Source organism: Flavobacterium sp. T12S277, assembly GCF_048514875.1.
Classification (GTDB): Bacteria; Bacteroidota; Bacteroidia; order Flavobacteriales; family Flavobacteriaceae; genus Flavobacterium.
The window spans coordinates 237275-257931 of sequence record NZ_JBLYEG010000005.1 but is presented as its reverse complement, the minus strand read 5'-3'; the positions used below and the strand labels follow the sequence as shown (position 1 = coordinate 257931).

Annotated in this window: 23 protein-coding genes and 2 pseudogenes; 17 read left to right on the top strand and 8 right to left on the bottom strand. The window is 35.9% G+C overall.

From position 1 onward, the window contains the following. Positions 1-22: 22 nt before the first annotated feature. Positions 23-1543: an alpha-isopropylmalate synthase regulatory domain-containing protein gene (locus tag ACN1CN_RS10375; RefSeq protein ID WP_291284893.1), complete on the top strand. Its 1521-nt coding sequence runs from the start codon at positions 23-25 to the stop codon at positions 1541-1543. A 129-nt stretch (positions 1544-1672) separates the two neighbouring features. Next, complete coding sequence (gene leuB / locus ACN1CN_RS10370) at positions 1673-2734, top strand: 3-isopropylmalate dehydrogenase (RefSeq protein ID WP_419135600.1); 1062 nt, start codon at positions 1673-1675, stop codon at positions 2732-2734. Positions 2735-2859: 125 nt separating this feature from the next. Here the strand turns inward: leuB and ACN1CN_RS10365 are convergent, their stop codons facing one another. Both ACN1CN_RS10365 and ACN1CN_RS10360 read right to left on the bottom strand, forming a co-directional pair. Then, positions 2860-3210, bottom strand: coding sequence for an RNA recognition motif domain-containing protein (locus ACN1CN_RS10365; protein WP_068844832.1), 351 nt, complete (start codon positions 3208-3210; stop codon positions 2860-2862). Between the two features lie 134 nt (positions 3211-3344). Next, positions 3345-3827: a DUF6252 family protein gene (locus ACN1CN_RS10360; protein WP_419135599.1), complete on the bottom strand. Its 483-nt coding sequence runs from the start codon at positions 3825-3827 to the stop codon at positions 3345-3347. Between the two features lie 196 nt (positions 3828-4023). Between ACN1CN_RS10360 and ACN1CN_RS10355 the strand changes: the two genes are divergently transcribed. The 4 genes from ACN1CN_RS10355 to ACN1CN_RS10340 all read left to right on the top strand — a co-directional run bounded on the left by ACN1CN_RS10355 (position 4024) and on the right by ACN1CN_RS10340 (position 6532). Next, positions 4024-4593 (top strand): 30S ribosomal protein S16, encoded by a 570-nt coding sequence (locus ACN1CN_RS10355; protein WP_291284896.1) that lies wholly within the window; start codon positions 4024-4026, stop codon positions 4591-4593. 15 nt (positions 4594-4608) lie between these two features. Then, positions 4609-5133, top strand: a complete 525-nt coding sequence (gene rimM / locus ACN1CN_RS10350; RefSeq protein ID WP_202702131.1) for a ribosome maturation factor RimM — start codon at positions 4609-4611, stop codon at positions 5131-5133. 199 nt (positions 5134-5332) lie between these two features. Beyond that, complete coding sequence (locus ACN1CN_RS10345) at positions 5333-5683, top strand: four helix bundle protein (protein ID WP_419135597.1); 351 nt, start codon at positions 5333-5335, stop codon at positions 5681-5683. A gap of 141 nt (positions 5684-5824) precedes the next feature. Continuing rightward, a complete protein-coding gene (locus ACN1CN_RS10340) occupies positions 5825-6532 on the top strand; it encodes a tRNA1(Val) (adenine(37)-N6)-methyltransferase (RefSeq protein ID WP_264526030.1) in 708 nt (235 codons plus the stop codon). Here ACN1CN_RS10340 and ACN1CN_RS10335 read toward each other — a convergent pair. The 4 genes from ACN1CN_RS10335 to ACN1CN_RS10320 form a co-directional block, all read right to left on the bottom strand. Continuing rightward, positions 6529-7821 (bottom strand): HlyD family secretion protein, encoded by a 1293-nt coding sequence (locus ACN1CN_RS10335; protein WP_419135596.1) that lies wholly within the window; start codon positions 7819-7821, stop codon positions 6529-6531. The genes ACN1CN_RS10340 and ACN1CN_RS10335 overlap by 4 nt on opposite strands. Positions 7822-7824: 3 nt before the next feature. Further along, positions 7825-10017 carry a peptidase domain-containing ABC transporter gene (locus ACN1CN_RS10330; RefSeq protein WP_419135594.1) on the bottom strand — a complete coding sequence of 731 codons (2193 nt, stop codon included), beginning with the start codon at positions 10015-10017 and terminating at the stop codon, positions 7825-7827. A gap of 731 nt (positions 10018-10748) precedes the next feature. Next, positions 10749-10946 carry a hypothetical protein gene (locus ACN1CN_RS10325; RefSeq protein WP_264526027.1) on the bottom strand — a complete coding sequence of 66 codons (198 nt, stop codon included), beginning with the start codon at positions 10944-10946 and terminating at the stop codon, positions 10749-10751. Positions 10947-11032: 86 nt separating this feature from the next. Further along, the gene (locus ACN1CN_RS10320) at positions 11033-12604 is read right to left on the bottom strand and encodes a vitamin K epoxide reductase family protein (RefSeq protein ID WP_419135593.1); all 1572 of its coding nucleotides are present in this window, start codon (positions 12602-12604) and stop codon (positions 11033-11035) included. 260 nt (positions 12605-12864) lie between these two features. Here ACN1CN_RS10320 and ACN1CN_RS10315 point away from each other — a divergent pair, with 260 nt between their 5' ends. Genes ACN1CN_RS10315 through ACN1CN_RS10290 form a run of 6 tightly spaced genes read left to right on the top strand, consistent with a single transcriptional unit; the run spans position 12865 to position 13803 of the window. After that, positions 12865-13002 carry an rSAM-modified peptide gene (locus ACN1CN_RS10315; RefSeq protein ID WP_264526025.1) on the top strand — a complete coding sequence of 46 codons (138 nt, stop codon included), beginning with the start codon at positions 12865-12867 and terminating at the stop codon, positions 13000-13002. A gap of 20 nt (positions 13003-13022) precedes the next feature. Next, positions 13023-13169 carry an rSAM-modified peptide gene (locus ACN1CN_RS10310; protein WP_264526024.1) on the top strand — a complete coding sequence of 49 codons (147 nt, stop codon included), beginning with the start codon at positions 13023-13025 and terminating at the stop codon, positions 13167-13169. A 19-nt stretch (positions 13170-13188) separates the two neighbouring features. Then, the gene (locus ACN1CN_RS10305; protein ID WP_419135592.1) at positions 13189-13332 is read left to right on the top strand and encodes an rSAM-modified peptide; all 144 of its coding nucleotides are present in this window, start codon (positions 13189-13191) and stop codon (positions 13330-13332) included. A gap of 20 nt (positions 13333-13352) precedes the next feature. Beyond that, positions 13353-13496, top strand: coding sequence for an rSAM-modified peptide (locus ACN1CN_RS10300; RefSeq protein WP_264526022.1), 144 nt, complete (start codon positions 13353-13355; stop codon positions 13494-13496). 19 nt (positions 13497-13515) lie between these two features. Next, a complete protein-coding gene (locus tag ACN1CN_RS10295; protein ID WP_264526021.1) occupies positions 13516-13653 on the top strand; it encodes a TIGR04149 family rSAM-modified RiPP in 138 nt (45 codons plus the stop codon). 3 nt (positions 13654-13656) lie between these two features. Continuing rightward, positions 13657-13803, top strand: a complete 147-nt coding sequence (locus ACN1CN_RS10290) for an rSAM-modified peptide (RefSeq protein ID WP_264526020.1) — start codon at positions 13657-13659, stop codon at positions 13801-13803. A gap of 15 nt (positions 13804-13818) precedes the next feature. On the opposite strand, the pseudogene ACN1CN_RS10285 reads toward ACN1CN_RS10290, so the two are convergent. Both ACN1CN_RS10285 and ACN1CN_RS10280 read right to left on the bottom strand, forming a co-directional pair. Continuing rightward, positions 13819-14061: pseudogene (locus tag ACN1CN_RS10285) on the bottom strand (helix-turn-helix domain-containing protein); the annotation flags it as partial. Positions 14062-14649: 588 nt separating this feature from the next. Continuing rightward, positions 14650-14739: pseudogene (locus ACN1CN_RS10280) on the bottom strand (tetratricopeptide repeat protein); the annotation flags it as partial. Positions 14740-15728: 989 nt separating this feature from the next. On the opposite strand from ACN1CN_RS10280, the gene ACN1CN_RS10275 reads away from it, so the two are divergent. The 5 genes from ACN1CN_RS10275 (at position 15729) to ACN1CN_RS10255 (ending at position 20611) form a co-directional block, all read left to right on the top strand. Then, positions 15729-16910: an acyl-CoA dehydrogenase family protein gene (locus tag ACN1CN_RS10275; RefSeq protein ID WP_264526018.1), complete on the top strand. Its 1182-nt coding sequence runs from the start codon at positions 15729-15731 to the stop codon at positions 16908-16910. 86 nt (positions 16911-16996) lie between these two features. After that, positions 16997-17779, top strand: a complete 783-nt coding sequence (locus tag ACN1CN_RS10270) for a DUF3050 domain-containing protein (protein WP_291284906.1) — start codon at positions 16997-16999, stop codon at positions 17777-17779. 67 nt (positions 17780-17846) lie between these two features. Continuing rightward, positions 17847-18578 carry an SGNH/GDSL hydrolase family protein gene (locus tag ACN1CN_RS10265; RefSeq protein ID WP_419135589.1) on the top strand — a complete coding sequence of 244 codons (732 nt, stop codon included), beginning with the start codon at positions 17847-17849 and terminating at the stop codon, positions 18576-18578. 176 nt (positions 18579-18754) lie between these two features. Then, positions 18755-19582, top strand: a complete 828-nt coding sequence (locus tag ACN1CN_RS10260; protein ID WP_419135587.1) for a DUF6597 domain-containing transcriptional factor — start codon at positions 18755-18757, stop codon at positions 19580-19582. Positions 19583-19651: 69 nt separating this feature from the next. Then, on the top strand, positions 19652-20611 hold the full coding sequence (locus ACN1CN_RS10255) for a nitrilase family protein (protein ID WP_419135585.1): 960 nt from the start codon (positions 19652-19654) through the stop codon (positions 20609-20611). Positions 20612-20657: the final 46 nt, after the last annotated feature.

The following is a 20657-nucleotide window of genomic DNA, read 5'->3' as shown; positions in this document are numbered from 1 at the left end:
GAAAGGAATTTCGAAAATCAATATGGAAAAGAGAAAAATTGAAATAATGGATACAACACTCCGCGACGGCGAACAAACCTCGGGAGTATCATTTTCTGCTGCAGAAAAACTGACCATTGCACAATTACTATTGGATGAATTAAATATTGACCGAATCGAAATAGCCTCTGCACGTGTAAGCGAAGGAGAATTTCAGGCCGTAAAAGGCATTACCACCTGGGCAGCCGAAAAAGGATACATCGATCGCATCGAAGTTTTATCGTTTGTAGATGGCGGCGTTTCAATAGAGTGGATGAAAAAAGCAGGTGCAAGAGTCCAGAATTTATTGACTAAAGGTTCATTGAATCACCTCACCCATCAATTAAAAAAAACACCCGAACAACATTTTGCTGAAATTGCACACATCGTTACTTTAGCAAAAGAAAACAATATCGATACCAATGTGTATTTAGAAGACTGGAGCAACGGAATGCGAAATTCTCCTGACTATGTTTTTCAATTTCTGGATTTCCTGGCAACTCAACCTATTAAACGAATTTTACTTCCGGATACGCTGGGGGTATTAATTCCGTCTTTGACTTTCGAGTTCCTTTCAAAAATCAGAGCCCGATACCCTAAAATCCATTTTGATTTCCATGCCCATAACGACTACGACTTAAGCGTTGCCAATGTTATGGAGGCCATAAAAGCCGGTATCAACGGACTTCATGTGACCGTAAACGGAATGGGCGAACGTGCCGGAAATGCACCGCTCGAAAGCACAGTAGCCGTAATAAACGACTATCTGCCAGAGGTAAGCATCAACATCAAAGAGACCTCTTTATACAGCGTAAGCAAACTGGTAGAAACTTTTACAGGTTACAGAATCCCTGCCAACAAACCAATTGTTGGAGACAATGTCTTTACCCAAACTGCCGGAATTCATGCAGACGGAGACAATAAAAACAATTTATACTTTAATGATTTACTTCCGGAGCGCTTTGGAAGAAAACGAAAATATGCTTTAGGAAAAACTTCCGGAAAAGCCAATATCGAAAAAAACCTTCAGGAATTAGGTTTAAAACTGAATCAGGAAGATTTGAAGCTGGTTACCCAAAGAATTATCGAACTGGGCGACAAAAAAGAGACCGTAACAAAGGAAGACCTTCCCTACATTATTTCTGATGTTCTGGACAGTCATACCTATGAAGAAAGAATAAAAATCGAGTCCTATATATTAGTGCACTCCAAAGGAATGCGTCCGTCAACGACTTTATGCCTGAAATTCGGAGATGAAATCATCGAAGAGAATGCTCAGGGCGACGGTCAGTTTGACGCTTTTATGAATGCCTTATCCAAGATCTATAAAAGCAAAAAACTAACGCTTCCTAAGTTAATTGACTATGCGGTAAGAATCCCCCCGGGAAGCAGCTCTGATGCTTTGTGCGAAACTATTATCACCTGGGTAAACAACGAAAAAGAATTTAAAACAAGAGGTCTCGATTCGGATCAAACAGTCGCAGCCATCATTGCTACTCAAAAAATGTTGAATATAGTTACCTAAAAAAGCTACTAAGTTGCTAAGAATCTAAGGCACTAAGACTTAAAAAACAGTCGTTCAGAAGTAAAAAAACTTAAAACCTTAGCAACTCAGAACCTTAGAACCTTAATAAAAACGAAATACAAAAAAATAATGAAATTTAATATAGCCCTTTTAGCAGGAGACGGAATTGGTCCTGAGGTCATAAATGAAGCCGTAAAAGTATCTGATGCTATTGCAAAAAAATTCAATCACGAAATAACATGGACACCAGCCTTAACAGGAGCATGCGCAATCGATGCGGTTGGAATTCCTTATCCTGACGAGACTCACGAAATATGCATGAAAGCCGATGCGGTTTTATTTGGTGCAATAGGGCACCCAAAATACGATAACGATCCAAGCGCACCTGTTCGACCGGAGCAAGGTTTGTTACTGATGCGTAAAAAATTAGGATTGTTTGCCAATGTACGTCCAACCTTTACTTTCCCTTCTTTAATTGACAATTCTCCTTTAAAAAGAGAAAGAATCGAGGGAACTGATCTGGTTTTCTTAAGAGAGTTAACAGGAGGAATTTACTTTGGAGAAAAAGGAAGAAGAGACAACGGAGATACTGCCTTTGACAACTGCATTTATACGAGAGCCGAGGTGCAGCGCTTAGCAAAAAAAGGTTTTGAACTGGCGATGACCCGCAGCAAAAAATTGTGCTGTGTTGACAAAGCAAACGTTCTGGAAACTTCCCGTTTATGGAGAGAAACGGTTCAGGCAATGGAAAAAGACTATCCGGAAGTTACTGTATCTTACGAATTTGTAGACGCTGTTGCCATGCGTTTGGTACAATGGCCAAATTCATACGATGTCTTGATTACAGAGAATCTATTTGGTGACATTTTAACCGATGAAGCTTCTGTAATTTCAGGCTCTATGGGATTAATGCCTTCTGCCTCTGTTGGAGAACACACTTCTTTATACGAACCAATTCACGGATCTTATCCACAAGCTACAGGATTGAATATTGCAAATCCACTGGCTACTATTTTATCCGCTGCCATGATGTTTGAAGATGCCTTTGGATTAAAAGACGAAGCTGAGGCGATTAGAGCCGTTGTCAACAAATCTCTTGAAGAAGGAATTGTGACAGAAGATTTAGCTCCAAAAGGCAGTAAAGCATACAAAACCAGCGAAGTTGGAGATTGGCTTGTTGCTAACTTATAATTGATTATTTTGTTTCAGGTTTCACGTTTCAAGTTGCCGGAACTTTGAAACGTGAAACCTGAAACTTGAAACAAAAAAAAGGGATCAACGCAAGTTGATCCCTTTTATATATTTAGAAAAAAATATTAATATCCTCCTCTGTTACCACCACGGTCATTTCCACCACGGTTGTTTCCGTAACCTCCGCGAGAATCACCTCCACGGTTGTTATTGAAGCTTCTTCTCTCACCTTCAGGTTTCGGCTCAGATTTATTAACTACAATTGCACGACCTTGAACAGTAGCTCCGTTCAATTCATCAATTGCTTTTTGAGCTTCAGCATCGTTTGGCATCTCAACAAAACCAAAACCTTTGCTTCTTCCTGTAAATTTATCAGTAATGATTTTAACTGAATCTACTGCTCCGTAAGCCTCGAAAGACTCTCTTAAATCTGCTTCCTCAATACTGAATGGAAGGCTTCCAACAAAAATGTTCATATGTACTTATTTATAATAATGTAGCAAATGTAGTCTTATTTTTCTGTAATCTACTATATATTAGTTTATTTATGTTTTTATTTTGATTTAAAAAAACAGAAATCAACAAAACCAAACCGTCGCAAATTAAAACGCTAATTTTCAAATGTTGTCGAAATTGGAATTTTGTAAAAAACACCTTCTGTAAAACTAACTTTTGATTTTTCGGTATTCTTTTCATCCTCATTCAAGGCCGTAAATTTAAACGTTCCTGAGATCGTTTTGTTCTCGGCATTATACTCGGTAATCACAATTTGCCCATCTCCTTTATTCATACCTGTAGAAAACCGGGATGGTGTCGATGATTGTGTATTTAAGTAAGTTGCGATCGTTATATTGTCACGCCCCAGTATGTAGGTTTGTGCTGTTGGCTCCGGAACTTTTAAAATTACTTTTTCAAATCCGAGATCACCCTCGATAATAAAACCGCCGTTCGCAGTACTGGAAGCATTATAATTCGCAGCACGCCAAAACACATTCTCCTTTAAACTTTGGAAGGCAGGATTATTAAATTTTACATCTTCAGAACAAGAGGAAACGATAAAAAGCAGTAATACCAAAGAAATTATTTTTTTCATATCACGGTGAATTTGAGGCAAAAATACCTCATTTAAGAATAATTAATTAAAAATTGAAGTTAAAAAGGACAAAAAGCCATAGAAATACAGCTGAAATGCATTTAATATGATTTCGAACGTATAATTCATAAAAAAATTATATCTTTGCGCCCTTAATTAACAGGGGTCGAGTACCTCAAAATTTAATCATACGATTATGTCAGTAAAAATTAGATTACAAAGACACGGTAAAAAAGGAAAACCTTTTTACTGGGTTGTAGCTGCAGATGCACGCTCAAAAAGAGATGGTAAATACTTAGAGAAAATCGGTACTTACAATCCAAACACAAACCCGGCAACTATCGACTTAAACCTTGATAGCGCAGTTAAATGGTTACACAATGGTGCACAACCAACTGATACTGCTAGAGCAATTCTTTCTTACAAAGGTGCTTTATTGAAACACCACCTTGATGGAGGTATCCGTAAAGGAGCTTTAACTCAAGAGCAAGCTGACGCTAAATTAGCTGCTTGGTTAGAGGCTAAAGCTGGAAAAGTTGATGCTAAAAAAGACGGTTTAACAAAAGCACAAGCTGATGTTAAAGCTAAAGCTTTAAAAGCAGAACAAGAAGTTAACGCTAAACGTTTAGCTGCTGCAGCTCAGGCTGAAGCTGACGCTATCGCTGCTGCAACTCCTGCAGCTGAAGAAGTTACTGAAGTTGAAGCTGATGCTACTGCTGAAGAAGCTCCTGCTGCTGAAGAGAATAACGAAACAACTGAAGCATAATTTTAGCCAGCGAGAATGCGTAAAGAAGAATGTTTTTATTTAGGTAAAATCGCTAAAAAATTTAGTTTCAAAGGTGAAGTTCTGGCTTATTTAGACACGGACGAACCTGAGTTATACGAAAATCTGGAATCAGTGTTTGTTGAATGCAACAAACACTTGGTTCCTTTTTTTATTGAAACAAGTTCTTTACACAAAAACGATTTCTTAAGAATCCGTTTTGAAGATGTAAACACAGAAGAAGATGCAGACGCCCTGCTTGGTAATGCGATCTATCTTCCTTTAAGCATGTTGCCAAAACTTTCCGGCAACAAGTTTTATTTCCATGAAGTAATCGGTTTTGAAATCGAAGACCAGCGTTTAGGCGTTTTTGGAAAAATCGCTGCTGTAAATGATACGACAGCACAACCTCTTTTTGAAGTTTTGAATGGCGAAGTCGAAATGTTAATTCCGATGATCGATCAATTCCTGGTAAAAATAGACCGTGAAAACAAAAAGGTCATCATGAATTTGCCTGAAGGATTGGTAGAGATGTATCTTTGAGTCTAGAAACTCCAATCTTTTTTAAATTCCAAAGCTCAAATTCCAAATTCCAAGCCTAAAAAGAAATTCCAAATTCCAAAGGGATACAAACTTATTCATTAATATGTTTTTGAAAGAAAAAACTTATATTGATTGTTTTTTTGCTACCTTTAAATCTTGACAACTAAGGTTTTAAATTAAAAAAAATGGAGTTTATACGATGAGCAAACCGTACGATTTAGAAGAGAGAACTTTTTTGTTTGCAAAAGAATGCAGAAACTACATCAGAAGTCTATCAAAAACAATATCAAATATTGAAGATGGCAAACAATTCATAAGATCATCTGGTTCTGTTGGCGCTAATTATATTGAAGCAAACGAAAAGCTTGGAGATAAAGATTTAATATTCAGGCTTAAAATTTCCCGAAAAGGGGCCAAAGAATCTAAGTATTGGCTGAGATTATTACACGAATTAAATCCTGATCAGAGAATCGCTTCAGACTCTTTATTATTCGAAATAGAAGAATTGCGAAAAATTCTATCGGCAATAATCACTAAAACATCAAAATAATTAATTAGAATTTTAGTCTTATTTTTGCATCTTAAAATAAGCCTCCCACACACAACTTAAATCGGAACTTAGATCTTCTTCTTTGGAATTTCCTCCTGTTTGGTTGGAATTTGGAATTTAAAAAAATTGGAATTTCTCTATATGTTTACATTCAAACAATTTTCAGTTCAACAAGACAAAACCGCTATGAAAGTGGGTACAGATGGTGTTTTACTGGGCTCCTGGGCACCCATAAGTCATAATCCATTTAGCGTTTTAGACATTGGAGCCGGAACCGGAATTATTGCTTTGATGCTGGCGCAACGCACTCCTGCGGAGCAGATTGACGCACTTGAAATTGATGAAGATGCTTACGAACAGGCTGTTGATAATTTTGAAAACTCTCCGTGGGGAGACCGCTTATTTTGTTTCCATGCCGGATTAGATGAATTTATCGAAGAACCGGAAGACGAATACGATTTGATTGTTTCAAATCCTCCTTTTTACTCTGAGAATTACAAAACCGAAAACGAACAGCGCGATCTGGCACGTTTTCAGGACGCAATGCCTTTTGAAGAATTAATCGAAGCGGCTGATTTATTGCTTTCAGAAAACGGAATTTTCGCCGTAATTCTTCCCTATAAAGAAGAAGAAAAATTTGTTGCCCTGGCCAAAGAATCAGAATTATACCCGATCAAAATTACACGCGTAAAAGGTACTCCAACTTCAGAGATTAAAAGAAGTTTGATTGCTTTTAGCCGAAATGAAGTCCCGGAAACAGAGACAGATGAATTAACGATCGAAATCGAAAGACATGTCTATACTCCGGAATACATTGAACTCACTAAAGATTTTTACCTGAAATTTTAAACCTGCTCAAACATACTTTTAAACTGATACAGAATCCTCTCGATTAGGCGTAAATCTTCGGTTACAATTTCGGCGCTTCCTTTCATTTCCTGCTGAAAAACAATTTGTTTTTTATACGACGTTTCCAGTCCGTTTGGAAGTGCTACGTCCAATAATAAATTTCCATCTTTATCAGGAACCAGAGAGATGTTTCGGATTTTTCCTTTTAGCACTCCAAATTCCCTGTCGCGAAAATTCGCCAATCTAATGTTGACCATCTGACCTACTTTTATTTTCCCCGAATTTAATGCCGGTGCCTTTACCTTACCTACAAAACCATTTTTAGTATCCGGAATAATCGAAAAAACATTATCGCCAACACTAATGGTTTGATTCTCTGTCCAAACCTGCAGAAAAGTAACAACTCCGCTTACAGATGATTTTAAAGCATAGGCCAGCTCCCAGTCTTTTATAACTTTTTTAAGCTGATAAAAAGACTGCGCCATATTTCTTCCCAAAGTAACTTCTTCCTTAGTACCACTGATTTGCGAGTTCTGACTCAATTTGGAATTGGTAATTAAAGCCGACTTTAACTGAGAAATAGAAGACAAAAGGCCTCTGTAATTCTTTTGCGCCTGAAGATACCCCAGTTTTTTAGCTTCCATCTCCTGCGCAGAGATGATTCCTTTATTGAATAAGGTTTCGAATCTTGCAATTTCATTTTTCTGAAGCTGTAATTCGCTTTCGTTAATTACTTTTTGCTGCTGCAAAATTTCCAATCTGTCTTTGATCTGAACTTTCTCCGAAATCTGCGCCCGATTTTCGACTTCAAAGGGCTGTAAATTTTTATTTAATTGTTCGGCCTGATAGTCTTTCTGAAAAACAGCAAAAGCGCTTTCAATCTCGCCCAATTGGGTGTTTTTCAACAATTCAAAAGGAAAAGCTTTTTTCGGATCGTTAATATTGTATTCTGCAATAATTTTCTCCAACAAAAAAACATCTTTATAATTGGCCGTGTTTTCAATGATGGCAAGTGTACTGTTTTTGGAAACAATCGATTTGTCTTTGACCAGAATTGCTTCAATACGGCCCGAAGATTTGGAAACTATTTTCTCTGGAGGAATATTGGTTGTAATGACGATCTGAGTCGTAACAACATCCGGATATTTGATAAACCAGGACACGAAAAAAAGCATAGAAATGATCACAAATATCAGTACGGTACCCCAACGAATCATCCAATGCGGTACTTTGGTGAGAATGTCCTGAACTTCTTCACTTCTTAGTTCAAATGTAGTATCTTTTGTCATGATTTAATTTCCTAATTGCAATTGATTCTTAACCAGTTCGAAATAATTTCCTTTTTGCTGTACCAAAACAGTATGGCTGCCAATTTCAATGATTTTTCCTTTGTCTAAAACCACAATTTGGTCGGCATTCATAACTGTGCTTAAGCGATGCGCAATAACCACAACAGTTTTGTCCTTAAAGAAAACATCGAGTTTTTGCATTATTTCTTTTTCATTGTTCGCATCCAATGCCGATGTGGCTTCGTCAAAAAACAATATTTCGGGATTTTTATAAACTGCTCTGGCAATTAACAAACGTTGTTTCTGCCCTGTACTCATTCCCAACCCTTCAGAACCTATTTTGGTATTGTATCCCAATGGTAAACCTGTAATATATTCTTTTATGTTGGCTACATCAGCCGCATAAACCAAGCGCTCTTTATCTACTTTATCAACGCCAATTGCGATGTTATTTGCGATGGTGTCACTAAAAATAAAGCCTTCCTGCATCACAGCACCAATATTGGATCGCCAGGCTTTTTGCGAGATATTTTTTAATTGTGCATTTCCAATGTTGATCTCGCCTTTTTCTGGTTCATAGAATTTCAACAGCAGTTTCATCAAAGTTGTTTTTCCGCTTCCACTGACTCCTACTATTGCCGTTACTTTGTTGGCGGGGATTTTCAGCGTTAAATCCTCCAAAACAGAAATGTCCGAACCTAAATACCGATAAGAAAGGTTATTGATATCGATATCCGAATCAAAAGGAACATCATTGGTTTGAAAAACTTCCTGTTGTGTTTCGTCTTCTTTTTCATGGATTTCCGACAATCTGGCCAACGATATTTTGGCATCTTGCAGCTCTCTGACAAATTCGATTAGCTGAGTGATAGGACCGTTTAAACTTCCCACGATCGAACTGATAGCCAACATCATCCCCAGTGTGATGGAACCATCTATTACCAGTTTTGCCGAAAGAAATATAATAAAAATGTTTTTTAACTCGTTGATTACAGAAGAACCAATCGTTTGTGTCTGCTCTAAAACTAAGCCTTTTATTGAAACTCTAAAAAGTCTTGCCTGTATGTACTCCCAACCCCAGCGTTTTTGTTTTTCGGCATTGTGAAGCTTTATTTCCTGCATTCCATTGATCAGCTCCATTACTTTGCTTTGCTCGCTGGAAACTTCAGCAAAACGCTTGTAATCCAGTACTTCTCTCCTTTTTAAGAATAAGGTAATCCATCCAAAATAAAGCAGGCTGCCCGCAAAAAACACCAAAAAGATCTTGAGATTAAAGTAAGCCAGAACGCCTCCCATAACAACCATATTGATGGTTGAGAACAAGACATTTAATGAGGAAGTGGTTAGAATTTTTTCGATTCTGTGGTGATCGTTAATTCGCTGCATGATATCGCCTGTCATTCGCACATCGAAAAACGAAATGGGCAGATTCATCAGTTTAATAAAGAAATCTGAGATTAGTGAAATATTGATTCGGGTAGAAAGATGTAACAGAATCCAGCTTCTGATCAACTCCAAACCAGTTCTTCCCGCAAAAAGGAACAATTGAGCAAAAAGTATCAGATAGATAAAATGAATGTTCTGATTCTGAATCCCAACATCAACAATACTTTGGGTTAAAAACGGAAAGACCAGCTGTAATAAAGTACTTGCCAGCAGCCCTATACTTAGCTGTATTAAAAAGGACTTGTACCGAAGCACATATTGCGACAACAATCCAAAACCAAGTCCGCGATTGTCCTCTTTATCAAAATCAGACTGGAAAAATTTAGGCGTAGCTTCAATCAACAATGCTATTCCTTCCTGGGTAGATTCATCGGCATTGTTTCCAATCCAAAATTTAATAAAATCTTCTTTATTGTATTCAATCAGGCCAAAAGCCGGATCGGAAATATAGTACCTATTTTTTTTAATTTTGTAGAGTACTACATAATGATTTTTGTTCCAATGCAGAATACAAGGCAATGGCGCCTCTTCTAATCTTTCCAGATTTAATTTTACGCCTAAAGTTCTAAAACCAATTTTCTCAGCTGCATCACTCAAAAAAAGCAGATTACTTCCTTCACGAGTTGTTTCGCTGAAATCTCTCAACTCCTGTATATTGATTGTTTTACCGTAATGCTTTGCTATTATTTTTAAACATGTTGGCCCGCAATCTTTATAATCGACCTGCCTATAATTGGTGAATTTTTTCAATTTAATTTAGAGTTAATCATTTATATGCAAATATCCCTGCCATTCTTTCTCTTACAAAAATATAATATTTACCCGCCAAAAATTCGTAATTAATTGTTTTTCCTTTTGATTTATAGTTAAAAAAACTTCAATCCACTTTGAAAACTAAAATTATTAAAATTATCAACCTCTGATCTAAAATACGAGCTCCAATTTACCTGCTCCATTTGTTCCTGCTGAAAAGCGATAGCACCACCCTATCACAATATTAAACCAATTAAATCATTTAGAGCCTTTATTCCCGTTTTTTTATCCTCTGCTACTAAAACTACCACTTATACATTTCAGCTAATCAAACCTCTGTCTCTGAATCTCTCCGTTGACTTTACGAGTACATTTAAGATACAGAAATCAAAAATGAACTAAACACCTAAAAATAAATTCAAAAAAAAACAGAGAAGAAATTAATCTTCTCTGTTTAGAGTATTTAAAAACATATTTATTAGAAATATAATTTCTTTAGGACATGGCACTGGTTAACCCTAACCAATTAAAATCAACACAGTGACCAATTTCCTAAGAATCCCTACACCAATCATCAATGTCGGGAAATTTGCTCAATGTTCCACGATCGAGCGCCTACAAATTAAAAAAAACATGACTAAATTCTAAAAAAGGCTATTTCATACTTCTATTAAAACGCTAAAAATTAATATCAAAAACAACTTGCGTCATTTCTTATCCTTTTAGGACTATAAGCAATCCGGAAGCACTGCCGGTATTGTACCATTCGAACAAATCGAATCACAGGCTACCAGAGTAGACGAACCTTTACCCGGGCAAACACAACATTTTTTCGGTGGATTTATCGGCTGTCCTCCAACGATACCTTTTTGCTCGTATGCACTTAGCCTTTGAGCACCTTCTAAGTTTAAAATGATTTTTAACATAACTAAAGGTTTTTGTTTTTTGAATTCGCACCTCAGTCATTTTAAGACAGCTGAAGTTTCTGTCTGTTGTCACTATTTCTTAAATACTACGCTGTTTTTTCCAAAACCATCGTTTCTTTCGTTTCTTTCTCTTCAATATAATCGTTCAGAAAATATTTTAGTTCACCCAGTTCATACTCTGCCGGAAAAACTTTATCGTTTACAATTTTAATAGGTGTATAATTAAAATCATTCTTAGCACACCATTCGTATTGTTTGTTTATCTCCTGACTGATCATCATGCTTACTGAATCAACATGCCATTTTTTCAACCATTTTTTAAGGCTCATATTTTTAATGTGCCAATCTGAAATCGCTTCCACTGTTTTACCCGGTGTAGCTCTGTTTATGGTTAAAAGCCTCTCAACAACTACTTTATACGGGTTATCGATATTTTCAGGATTCACGTTAAACAATACATTCAGGTTTATCTTATCCGGAAATCTCAAGACTAAATCAAATGCCTCCTGAAATGTTTTATGGCAATGTGCACAACTAGGGCTAATGATTACCGATAGTTTAACAGCAGCATTTCTATTTCCAAAATTCAAGCCTCTTAAATCCTCAAGTCCATTTGCATGCGGCACTTTTTTAGATAAGAAGTTCAATAAAGAATAGTTTCTTTTAAACTTTTTCATCTCCTTAAGCGAATTTTCAGTTCCCAAAATGCTGGTTATGATTGTTTTCAAAACTGCCCAGATCGGAACTAAGAGTACCAAAGAGAACAAGAATGGAAAGATTTCGGCAAAACTAAAACTCAACGTAAACAGATCTGACGCAAACCATATCACACTTTGTACAAAAATCAAAGCAGACACCATTAAACACATTACGCACCATCTTTGAATCTCAAATTTTTGAATCCAAATCGAAGACACTATAACCGGTATGGCCAATAAGCTTAAAAAACCAACAAAAATTGACGATTCTAATGGTTTAACCAAAATTGCAATCAAACTGGCTCCAAAGAACATTAATGGCAGGTCTGGAAAACTAATCCATTTACTTTCATTTCCTTCTTTATTATTGATAACAGAACTGCAAGACGAGTTTGAACTCAAATTGCAAAGTTTTGAAACAATAGTATTCTTAAACCCTAATTTTTCCTGAACAATAAAAACGCTTACAATAAACCCTAAAATAGAGGTCGCTAAAAAAACGAGACTGAATGAACTGTAAGTATTATAAAAAAATGACAATCCAACTAATAACAAAAGCGGTAAACCATATTTCAACCAGCTGAACTCCATTTTTAAATTATCTCTCGCAACAACATTGTTTGGTTCAATTGCAACTATAACTCCATTCCAGTCTAATAAGAACTTTTCATACGCCATTTTATGACTTCCTTTTTTCACTGTATTGATTCGAACAAAATTTTTTGCCTTTTCAACCAATATTAACTCTTCTTTGAAATAAGCCAAAAAATTTGAAGGCAAATCTACTATTTGCTCCTTCGGAACTCTTATCGCAGCATTCTCTACAGACAGTAAATCCAGAGAATCTGTTATCGCAAATAAACTAGGATAATTTGGATGAGAAAGAAACAAATCTTTAAACTCATTTTTGATCTCCGAGTACTTGTTTATTTGTAGAAATTTTTGGACAAGTTTTAACATCTTTTCGAGTCTTTAAAATCATAATTACACTGCAAATATTGTTGTTTTTATTGAGAAAAAAGCGCTAGTAGTACACATTTTATTAATTATACTACATACAATTTATAAATTATATCAGTCTGAATGAAACAATTAAATAATTGATTATCAATTAATTAACTGAAAAATATTTTGTTAAAAAGCCCAAAAAGCCTATTCTCGATTAAGCGTTTTCCTTTTTATATAGTTTTGGTATATCAATAATCCTAATACTAACAAACATGATAAATCAAGCGCAAAAATTTGAAGATTTTCAATTAGAAAAACTATCTAAAAAAGAGCAAAAAACGGTTCGCGGAGGAGATGATTCTAATGTTCCTGGAGACACAATTAGAGGCAACGGAAAAGGGTCTAACTAATCATTAAAAATCAAAAAAAGATGGAAAATAAAAAATTAAACATCGAAGATTTCTCCCTTAGTACACTTTCAAAAAAAGAACAAAAAACGGTTAGAGGTGGAGGAGAAGAAGAACAATCTTGTATTCCTGGTGACACTATCAGAGGAAATGGAAAAGGGTCTACCTAACAACTAAAATTCTAATAAAATGGAAAATAAAAAATTAAACATCAAAGATTTCACCCATCATACGCTTTCAAAAAAAGAACAAAAAACGGTTAAAGGTGGTGGAGAAGAAGAATCTTGCATTCCTGGTGACACCATCAGAGGAAACGGAAAAGGATCTACCTAACAATTAAAATTCTAATAAAAATGGAAAATAAAAAATTGAACATCGAAGATTTCACCCACAATATACTTTCAAAAAAAGAACAAAAAACGGTTAAAGGAGGAGGAGAAGAAGAATCTGGTATTCCTGGTGATACCATCAGAGGAAATGGAAAAGGATCTACCTAACAACTAAAATTCTAACAAAATGGAAAATAAAAAACTAAATTTCGAAGCTTTTACAAGCAATACACTTTCAAAAAAAGAACAAAAAGCGGTTCGAGGAGGTGATAATGATACTAACAGAGGTAATGGAAAAGGGTCTACACAACCAGTAAATATTTAAAAAATGAAAACGAAAAAAATAGAATTCAAAAATTTTGAAAACGAAAAATTATCAAGAAGAGAACAACAAACAATTGGGGGCGGTGACGATCCTGGTGATACTATCAGAGGGAACGGAAAAGGAAGTACCGATGTTGAAGGGCATCCTTGATTCAAACAAATTGTTTTAGATATTGTTCGCAAATTGAGCTGGGGACACTCCAGTTCTTTTGCGAAATGATTTAGCAAAAGAAACCGCATTTTTAAAACCAACACTTTCTGCAATGGCCTGAGTTGAATATTTACGATACATATGATTTGTAATCATTTCATTAATCACATAGTTAATTTTCAGCTCATTTGAATATTCCCCAAAAGATTTACCAAATCGTTTGTTTACGACATAAGACAAATAGGTGGTGTTGGTTTTTATTTTTTTAGCCACGTATGGCAGCGTAAAATCGGCATGTAAATATTCCTGTTTACTCTCTAAAGCCAACAGTTTTTCTACAATTTTATTCTCTTTTGCCTCATCAATACTTAAATTGACATTCTCTTTCTTAGACTGTATTTCTTCAGATTCAAGAATGGTCTCTCGTTCCGGTTCGGGCTCGTTTTTCTTTTCTAAATTAGCTTTGAACTCTTCAATTAAAGCATTCATCTTTTTATGCGCCTTATTTTTATCGCGTATGTTTTTGATCAGCAGAAAGACAATTCCTATAAATAAAACGACATAAAATACTTTTAGTGCTTTGTTCAGAAAAACGTCGTATTTGTATTTCTCCTGAATGGTAACCATCTCATTAGTCAAATCGCCAACGCCAAGTTTGTAATTTACTTCTAAAACCTCATCATTTAATTTTGATTCCGATTTTTCGTAATTATCCAGGTAAATTTTTGAGTGTTTATAAGCCAGTTCAGGCTCTTTAAGGATGTTGTAAATTTTTGCCTGATAGTAATTGGACTTCAGATGATCAACCTGATTCGTTTTAGTAATGTTCCCTATTGAGTCTGATTTTTTAAAGAACACCAATGCTTTATCATACTTTTTGATATTAAAATATAAGTCACCCAAATTATAATGAGTTGTACATAAAATATCCAGCATACTGTTTTGATTGGCCAAAAAGATGATGTCATAGTAGGTCTTTTCAGCATTTTTGTACTCTTTCAGTTCGCTGTAAATATTACCTAAACTAAGTTTTGCCACAATCTTATTGTCGGGAAAATTTTGAGAGTAACTAATGGTTTTTTGATAGAAATACTCGGCAGAGTCCAGTAAAATCTTCTTTTTAGGATCTTTCATATAAAAACTCTCATATGATCCTGCTAAACTTAGATTGATATTACTCTTATTATTGAGGTATTGCTGTTTGGTATAAACGCTTTCGTTTTTATCAACAAATTCGCTGAGACTCCGTAAGTCCTTAATGGCAAGCCGGTAATTACCTACAGCAACATTTATAGCCGCAATGTTACTCTTAAATTTTACAATTTGAATAATATCGTCGATCTGTATCGAAAGCTTTATGCCCTGCTGATAATTTTCGATGGCGTCGCTATAGTTCTCTCTTTTCCATTCGGATAATCCGGCATAATTGTACAAGTAGGACCTAAGTTGTGTTTTTTCCTGCCCATCGGGCATTTTTTCTAAGGATTTTAAGGCTAACTGGTATTTTTCTTTAGATTTTGCTGTATTTCCTTTTAACTGAATCAAATAAGACAATGCTGCATTAGCAAAAGCCAAATGTTTATTACTATTGGATTTCGCCAACTGACTAGCATATACAATCGAACTGTCAACATTGGCATTTGCCGTTAGTCGAATTTTGTCTTGCAATATTAAGTACTCCTGTTCCGTAAAAACCTTTTTCTCTTGAGAAAAGGTATTATTCAGAACAAAAAAGAGTATAAAAGAGATGATCAGCCTCATTCATTTTGTTTTTGAATCTCAAAAATAGCTTATAAATTCGCAATAAACTAAAATTAATTTGTGTTTATACTATTTTTCTTCTCCAGTATTTATAAAAATATAACAATTTAACTGTATTTTGTTATATTTATATTACGTAGATTTGTATAATAAAACTAACAAAAATGAAACCAGACCTATTTCAAGCACCGGATTATTACAACCTAGATGACTTATTGACAGACGAACACAAATTAGTTCGCGAATCAGCACGTGCCTGGGTCAAGAGAGAAGTTTCTCCTATTATAGAAGAATATGCCCAAAAAGCAGAATTTCCAACACAAATTATAAAAGGACTTGGAGAAATTGGCGGTTTCGGACCTTATATTCCGGTAGAGTACGGAGGTGCAGGTCTGGATCAAATTTCTTATGGTTTAATCATGCAGGAAATAGAACGTGGAGATTCAGGTGTTCGATCGACTTCTTCAGTTCAGTCTTCCTTAGTAATGTATCCTATTTGGAAGTATGGAAATGAAGAGCAACGAATGAAATACTTACCCAAACTGGCTACCGGAGAATTTATGGGATGCTTTGGTTTGACAGAACCGGATCATGGTTCTGACCCGGGAAGTATGATTACTAATTTCAAAGATATGGGAGATCATTATCTTTTAAATGGTGCCAAAATGTGGATCTCAAATGCTCCTTTCGCAGATATTGCGATCGTTTGGGCAAAAGATGAAGAAGGAAGAATTCACGGTTTAATCGTTGAACGCGGCATGGAAGGTTTTACAACTCCTGAGACACATAATAAATGGTCGCTTAGAGCTTCTTCGACCGGAGAATTAATTTTTGACAATGTAAAAGTTCCTAAAGAAAATCTATTACCAAATAAATCGGGACTTGGCGCACCTCTTGGATGCTTAGATTCCGCACGATACGGAATTGCCTGGGGAGCCATCGGAGCTGCTATGGATTGTTACGATACTGCTTTACGTTATGCTAAAGAAAGAATTCAATTTGGTAAACCAATTGGAGGAACGCAGTTGCAACAGAAAAAATTAGCCGAAATGATTACCGAAATCACAAAAGCACAATTATTAACCTGGCGTTTAGGTGTTTTACGTAACGAGGGAAAAGCTACTACTGCACAAATCTCGATGGCCAAACGTAATAATGTGGATATGGCCATACACATTGCACGAGAAGCAAGACAAATGTTGGGCGGAATGGGTATTACAGGCGAATACTCAATCATGCGCCATATGATGAATCTTGAAAGTGTGATTACTTATGAAGGAACTCATGACATTCATCTCTTGATAACCGGTATGGATGTAACTGGAATTCCAGCATTTAAATCATAAACATCTATTAAAATATATACAAAACCAATACAAAAAGCTTCTTCTTAACGGGAAGCTTTTTATATTTGCACAAAAAAAATACGCAAATGAATATTGAAACTATAAACAATAGCATTCAACCTCAAAAAGATCAACTTTTACAACATTCATTATACAATAAAATCCAAAGCATTGATGACTTACATCGTTTTTTAGAAACTCATGTTTTTGCTGTTTGGGATTTCATGTCATTATTAAAAGCATTACAATCTAAGCTTACCTGTACTTCTACGCCTTGGTTTGCTACAAAAAATCCGGAAACAAGATACTTAATCAACGAAATTGTTTTGGCAGAAGAAACGGATTTAAGTATTGATGGAAAAAGACAAAGTCATTATGAAATGTATCTTGAAGCCATGGAAGATTGTGGTGCCGATACAAGCGGAATCAATACCTTTTTGGCTGAAGTAAATTCGTTGCACAATATTTTTGTTGCTATAAAACAAAGTTCCTTACATCCTGATACAAAAGCTTTCTTAGATTTTACTTTTAGAGTAATTGAAGAAGGAAAACCGCATCAAATTGCTGCGGCATTTACTTTTGGAAGAGAAGATTTGATTCCGAGTATGTTCACGGCAATCCTGAAAAATTTCCAGAAAAACCTTCCTGAAACCGATTTAAGCAAACTTTTGTACTATTTTGAAAGACATATCGAATTGGATGCCGACGAACACGGACCAATGGCCATGCAGATGATTTCTGATTTATGTGAAGATGATGCCCAAAAATGGAAAGAAGTAGAAGAAATTTCGATTCTGGCATTAGAAAAACGAATCGGACTCTGGAACGCCATCGAAGAAGAAATTCTGATGAAAACGGAGATGGTCTAAAAACCAAATCAAGCTATTTAACGTAACTATTTGTTTAAAATGGGCCGAAATTTAATTTATCTAAATTATGAAACTGCATTTCAAACAAATAGTTATTGTTACCCTTTCTATATTCCTCTTGAGTTGTAGTGCTGACGAAACGACTTCAGAAACTCCTGTCGCTCCAGTTACCCCACTTACCGGTTCTATAAAATATTTGGCTCTTGGAGACAGCTACACCGTTGGACAAAGTGTTTGCGAAACCTGTGGATTTCCTGAACAGTTAAAATCAAGTTTAACGGCAATTTATCCGCAAGCCAGCTTCTCGTTAAAAGTTATTGCAACCACCGGATGGACCACTACTAATTTAATTTCGGCAATAAATACCCAAAATCCCGATCCTGTTTACGATATCGTTACCCTTCTTATTGGAGTGAACAATCAATATCAGGGGAAAAGTTTTTCGATCTATGAAAAAGAATTTCCAGAACTCGTAAATAAAGCAATTGTTCTGGCAAAAGGAGATAAAAAAAAGGTAATTGTTATCTCAATACCTGATTATGCCTATACTCGTTTTGGAGAAGTACAGATGGGTGGACAAGGTGAGCGAATTTCAAGCGAAATCGATCAATACAATAGCTTTGCCGAAAACTACTGCAAACTCAATGCTGTTGTTTTTGTTTCGATAACTGATATTTCGCGTAAAGGTCTGACAAATCCTGAACTCGTAGCCGGAGATGGCTTACATCCTTCAGCCAAAGCTTATACTTTATATGCAGATCGTATTTTGCCCAAGATAAGAGTCGCTTTACAGAATTGATATTTTGAGCTATTCCACAGATAAAATAGTATTATAAAAAGGAGTTCCAACAAGAAAACCAAAAAACCATAATTGAAAAAATATCCTTAATTTTATCAAAAGTTATTTCGTCATCCATCAAAAATGATCTTCTAAAATTGACCGTAACAGATTGCGTTCCATCAATTCTTTAAACCATGCAGATTTCACCATCAGAAGAATTATCGCCTTACATTAAACATTATCTTTTTTTAGATCATAATGAAATGGCTGTGCAAAAACTTCGTCTGTTTTCTGATGGCAATACGGGCATTGTATTTTCCTTAAAAGGCAAACTCAGTTCTGATTTTAATGATTGCGGAGTACACAACCACTTACCTGATTCTTTTTTATACGGACAGCTTACCGGATTTAAAGACATTTATTCAAACAGTGAAATCAATTTAGTCATTGTTGTTTTTCAGCCAAACGGGATTCACCAATTGCTGGGAATTCCGGCTTATGAATTTCTGGATGCGATAATTTCTATTGACGACATTTTTGACCAGAACGGTTTGATTCTTCAGGAAAAACTGTCCGGACACTATACGATTCCAAAGAAAGTTGCGCTACTAAATCATTTTTTCGGCACCTATATTTCGAACAAAAAGGGTTCTCACCAATTAATCGTAGAAAGTTCGATTCGTTTCATTACTGCCCACAAAGGAAGTTTTAATGTAAAACAACTGGCTAAACATACCGGTTATACCGAAAGGCATCTGGAAAGGAAGTTCCAGGAATCTATCGGATTAAATCCGAAGAAGTTTGGAAACATTATAAAACTGCATTATTTTTTAAAATTACTAAAAGACAAAGCTGCCGATACCAATCTCACGAGTCTTTGTTACAATGCCGGATTTTCGGATCAGTCACATCTGATCAAAGAATTCAGGAAACATACCGGAATAACTCCAAAAGAATACCTGAACAATACCGGAAAATTAACCAATAATCTCCTCAAAACCGCTCCACCTATTGTTTTCTAAAATGTCGGTTTTGTACAATTTCTAAAATAGGACTAGTGCTACTTTTGTCTCAAATCAATAGTATGCATTATGAAAAATCTAAAAATAGCCACCGCTCAGTTCGAGAATAAAAGTGGTGACAAAACGTATAATTTAGCTGTAATTGAAAAACTTTCGCAACAGGCAGCGAGCCAGGGTTGTGATGTTATTTCGTTTCACGAATGCTCGGTAACCGGTTATACTTTTGCACGACATTTATCAAAAGAACAAATGTTAGACCTCGCAGAATTAATTCCGGATGGAGAAAGCATCGTGAAATTGACTGAAATTGCCCGAAACAATAACATCGTGATTCTGGCGGGTCTTTTTGAAAAAGATGAGTATGATCATTTATTCAAAGCTTATGTGTGTGTCGACCAAAACGGTTTAGTTGCCAAATACCGAAAACTGCATCCGTTTATAAACCCACATCTCACTCCGGGCGATCGTTATTGTATTTTTGAAATTAAAGGCTGGAAATGCGGAATTTTAATTTGTTACGACAACAACATTATCGAAAATGTTCGTGCTACCACTCTTTTAGGCGCAAAGATCATTTTCATGCCGCATGTTACCATGTGTACGCCCTCTACCCGACCAGGTGCTGGTTTTGTTGCTCCGCAACTGTGGGAAAACCGCGAAACCGATCCTACTTCTCTCCGACTGGAATTTGACGGAATGAAAGGCAGAGACTGGCTAATGAAATGGCTGCCCGCGAGAGCCTATGACAATGCTATTTACGCTGTATTCTCCAACCCAATCGGTATGGACGACGATCAGCTGAAAAATGGTTGTTCGATGATTATTGATCCTTTTGGAGATGTTTTGGCCGAATGCCGCTCTTTTGACGACTCTTTTACGACTGCAATACTAACTCCTGAAAAATGTACTCAGGCTGGTGGCAATCGTTACATAAAAGCAAGAAGGCCAGAATTGTATCGCGATATTATTGGTCAGGAGCATGAATCTGAACAAAATGTGGTATGGCTCGATGTTCCTAAAAAAAGTTAAAACTGATGTTTCGTGGGACTTTACGCTGCTTAAAGATTTACCTTTG

Bases quoted from the DNA above. Each gene is read 5' to 3' on its own strand.
- ACN1CN_RS10295 (WP_264526021.1), top strand. From the start codon at position 13,516: ATGGAAAATAAAAAACTAAATTTCGAAGCTTTTACAAGCAATACACTT.
- ACN1CN_RS10270 (WP_291284906.1), top strand. From the start codon at position 16,997: ATGAATATTGAAACTATAAACAATAGCATTCAACCTCAAAAAGATCAA.
- ACN1CN_RS10345 (WP_419135597.1), top strand. From the start codon at position 5,333: ATGAGCAAACCGTACGATTTAGAAGAGAGAACTTTTTTGTTTGCAAAA.
- ACN1CN_RS10320 (WP_419135593.1), bottom strand. From the start codon at position 12,604: ATGTTAAAACTTGTCCAAAAATTTCTACAAATAAACAAGTACTCGGAG.
- ACN1CN_RS10300 (WP_264526022.1), top strand. From the start codon at position 13,353: ATGGAAAATAAAAAATTGAACATCGAAGATTTCACCCACAATATACTT.
- ACN1CN_RS10310 (WP_264526024.1), top strand. From the start codon at position 13,023: ATGGAAAATAAAAAATTAAACATCGAAGATTTCTCCCTTAGTACACTT.
- ACN1CN_RS10265 (WP_419135589.1), top strand. From the start codon at position 17,847: ATGAAACTGCATTTCAAACAAATAGTTATTGTTACCCTTTCTATATTC.
- ACN1CN_RS10375 (WP_291284893.1), top strand. From the start codon at position 23: ATGGAAAAGAGAAAAATTGAAATAATGGATACAACACTCCGCGACGGC.
- ACN1CN_RS10325 (WP_264526027.1), bottom strand. From the start codon at position 10,946: ATGTTAAAAATCATTTTAAACTTAGAAGGTGCTCAAAGGCTAAGTGCA.
- ACN1CN_RS10335 (WP_419135596.1), bottom strand. From the start codon at position 7,821: ATGACAAAAGATACTACATTTGAACTAAGAAGTGAAGAAGTTCAGGAC.
- ACN1CN_RS10255 (WP_419135585.1), top strand. From the start codon at position 19,652: ATGAAAAATCTAAAAATAGCCACCGCTCAGTTCGAGAATAAAAGTGGT.
- ACN1CN_RS10275 (WP_264526018.1), top strand. From the start codon at position 15,729: ATGAAACCAGACCTATTTCAAGCACCGGATTATTACAACCTAGATGAC.
- rimM (WP_202702131.1), top strand. From the start codon at position 4,609: ATGCGTAAAGAAGAATGTTTTTATTTAGGTAAAATCGCTAAAAAATTT.
- leuB (WP_419135600.1), top strand. From the start codon at position 1,673: ATGAAATTTAATATAGCCCTTTTAGCAGGAGACGGAATTGGTCCTGAG.
- ACN1CN_RS10355 (WP_291284896.1), top strand. From the start codon at position 4,024: ATGTCAGTAAAAATTAGATTACAAAGACACGGTAAAAAAGGAAAACCT.
- ACN1CN_RS10315 (WP_264526025.1), top strand. From the start codon at position 12,865: ATGATAAATCAAGCGCAAAAATTTGAAGATTTTCAATTAGAAAAACTA.
- ACN1CN_RS10340 (WP_264526030.1), top strand. From the start codon at position 5,825: ATGTTTACATTCAAACAATTTTCAGTTCAACAAGACAAAACCGCTATG.
- ACN1CN_RS10290 (WP_264526020.1), top strand. From the start codon at position 13,657: ATGAAAACGAAAAAAATAGAATTCAAAAATTTTGAAAACGAAAAATTA.
- ACN1CN_RS10260 (WP_419135587.1), top strand. From the start codon at position 18,755: ATGCAGATTTCACCATCAGAAGAATTATCGCCTTACATTAAACATTAT.
- ACN1CN_RS10360 (WP_419135599.1), bottom strand. From the start codon at position 3,827: ATGAAAAAAATAATTTCTTTGGTATTACTGCTTTTTATCGTTTCCTCT.
- ACN1CN_RS10365 (WP_068844832.1), bottom strand. From the start codon at position 3,210: ATGAACATTTTTGTTGGAAGCCTTCCATTCAGTATTGAGGAAGCAGAT.
- ACN1CN_RS10305 (WP_419135592.1), top strand. From the start codon at position 13,189: ATGGAAAATAAAAAATTAAACATCAAAGATTTCACCCATCATACGCTT.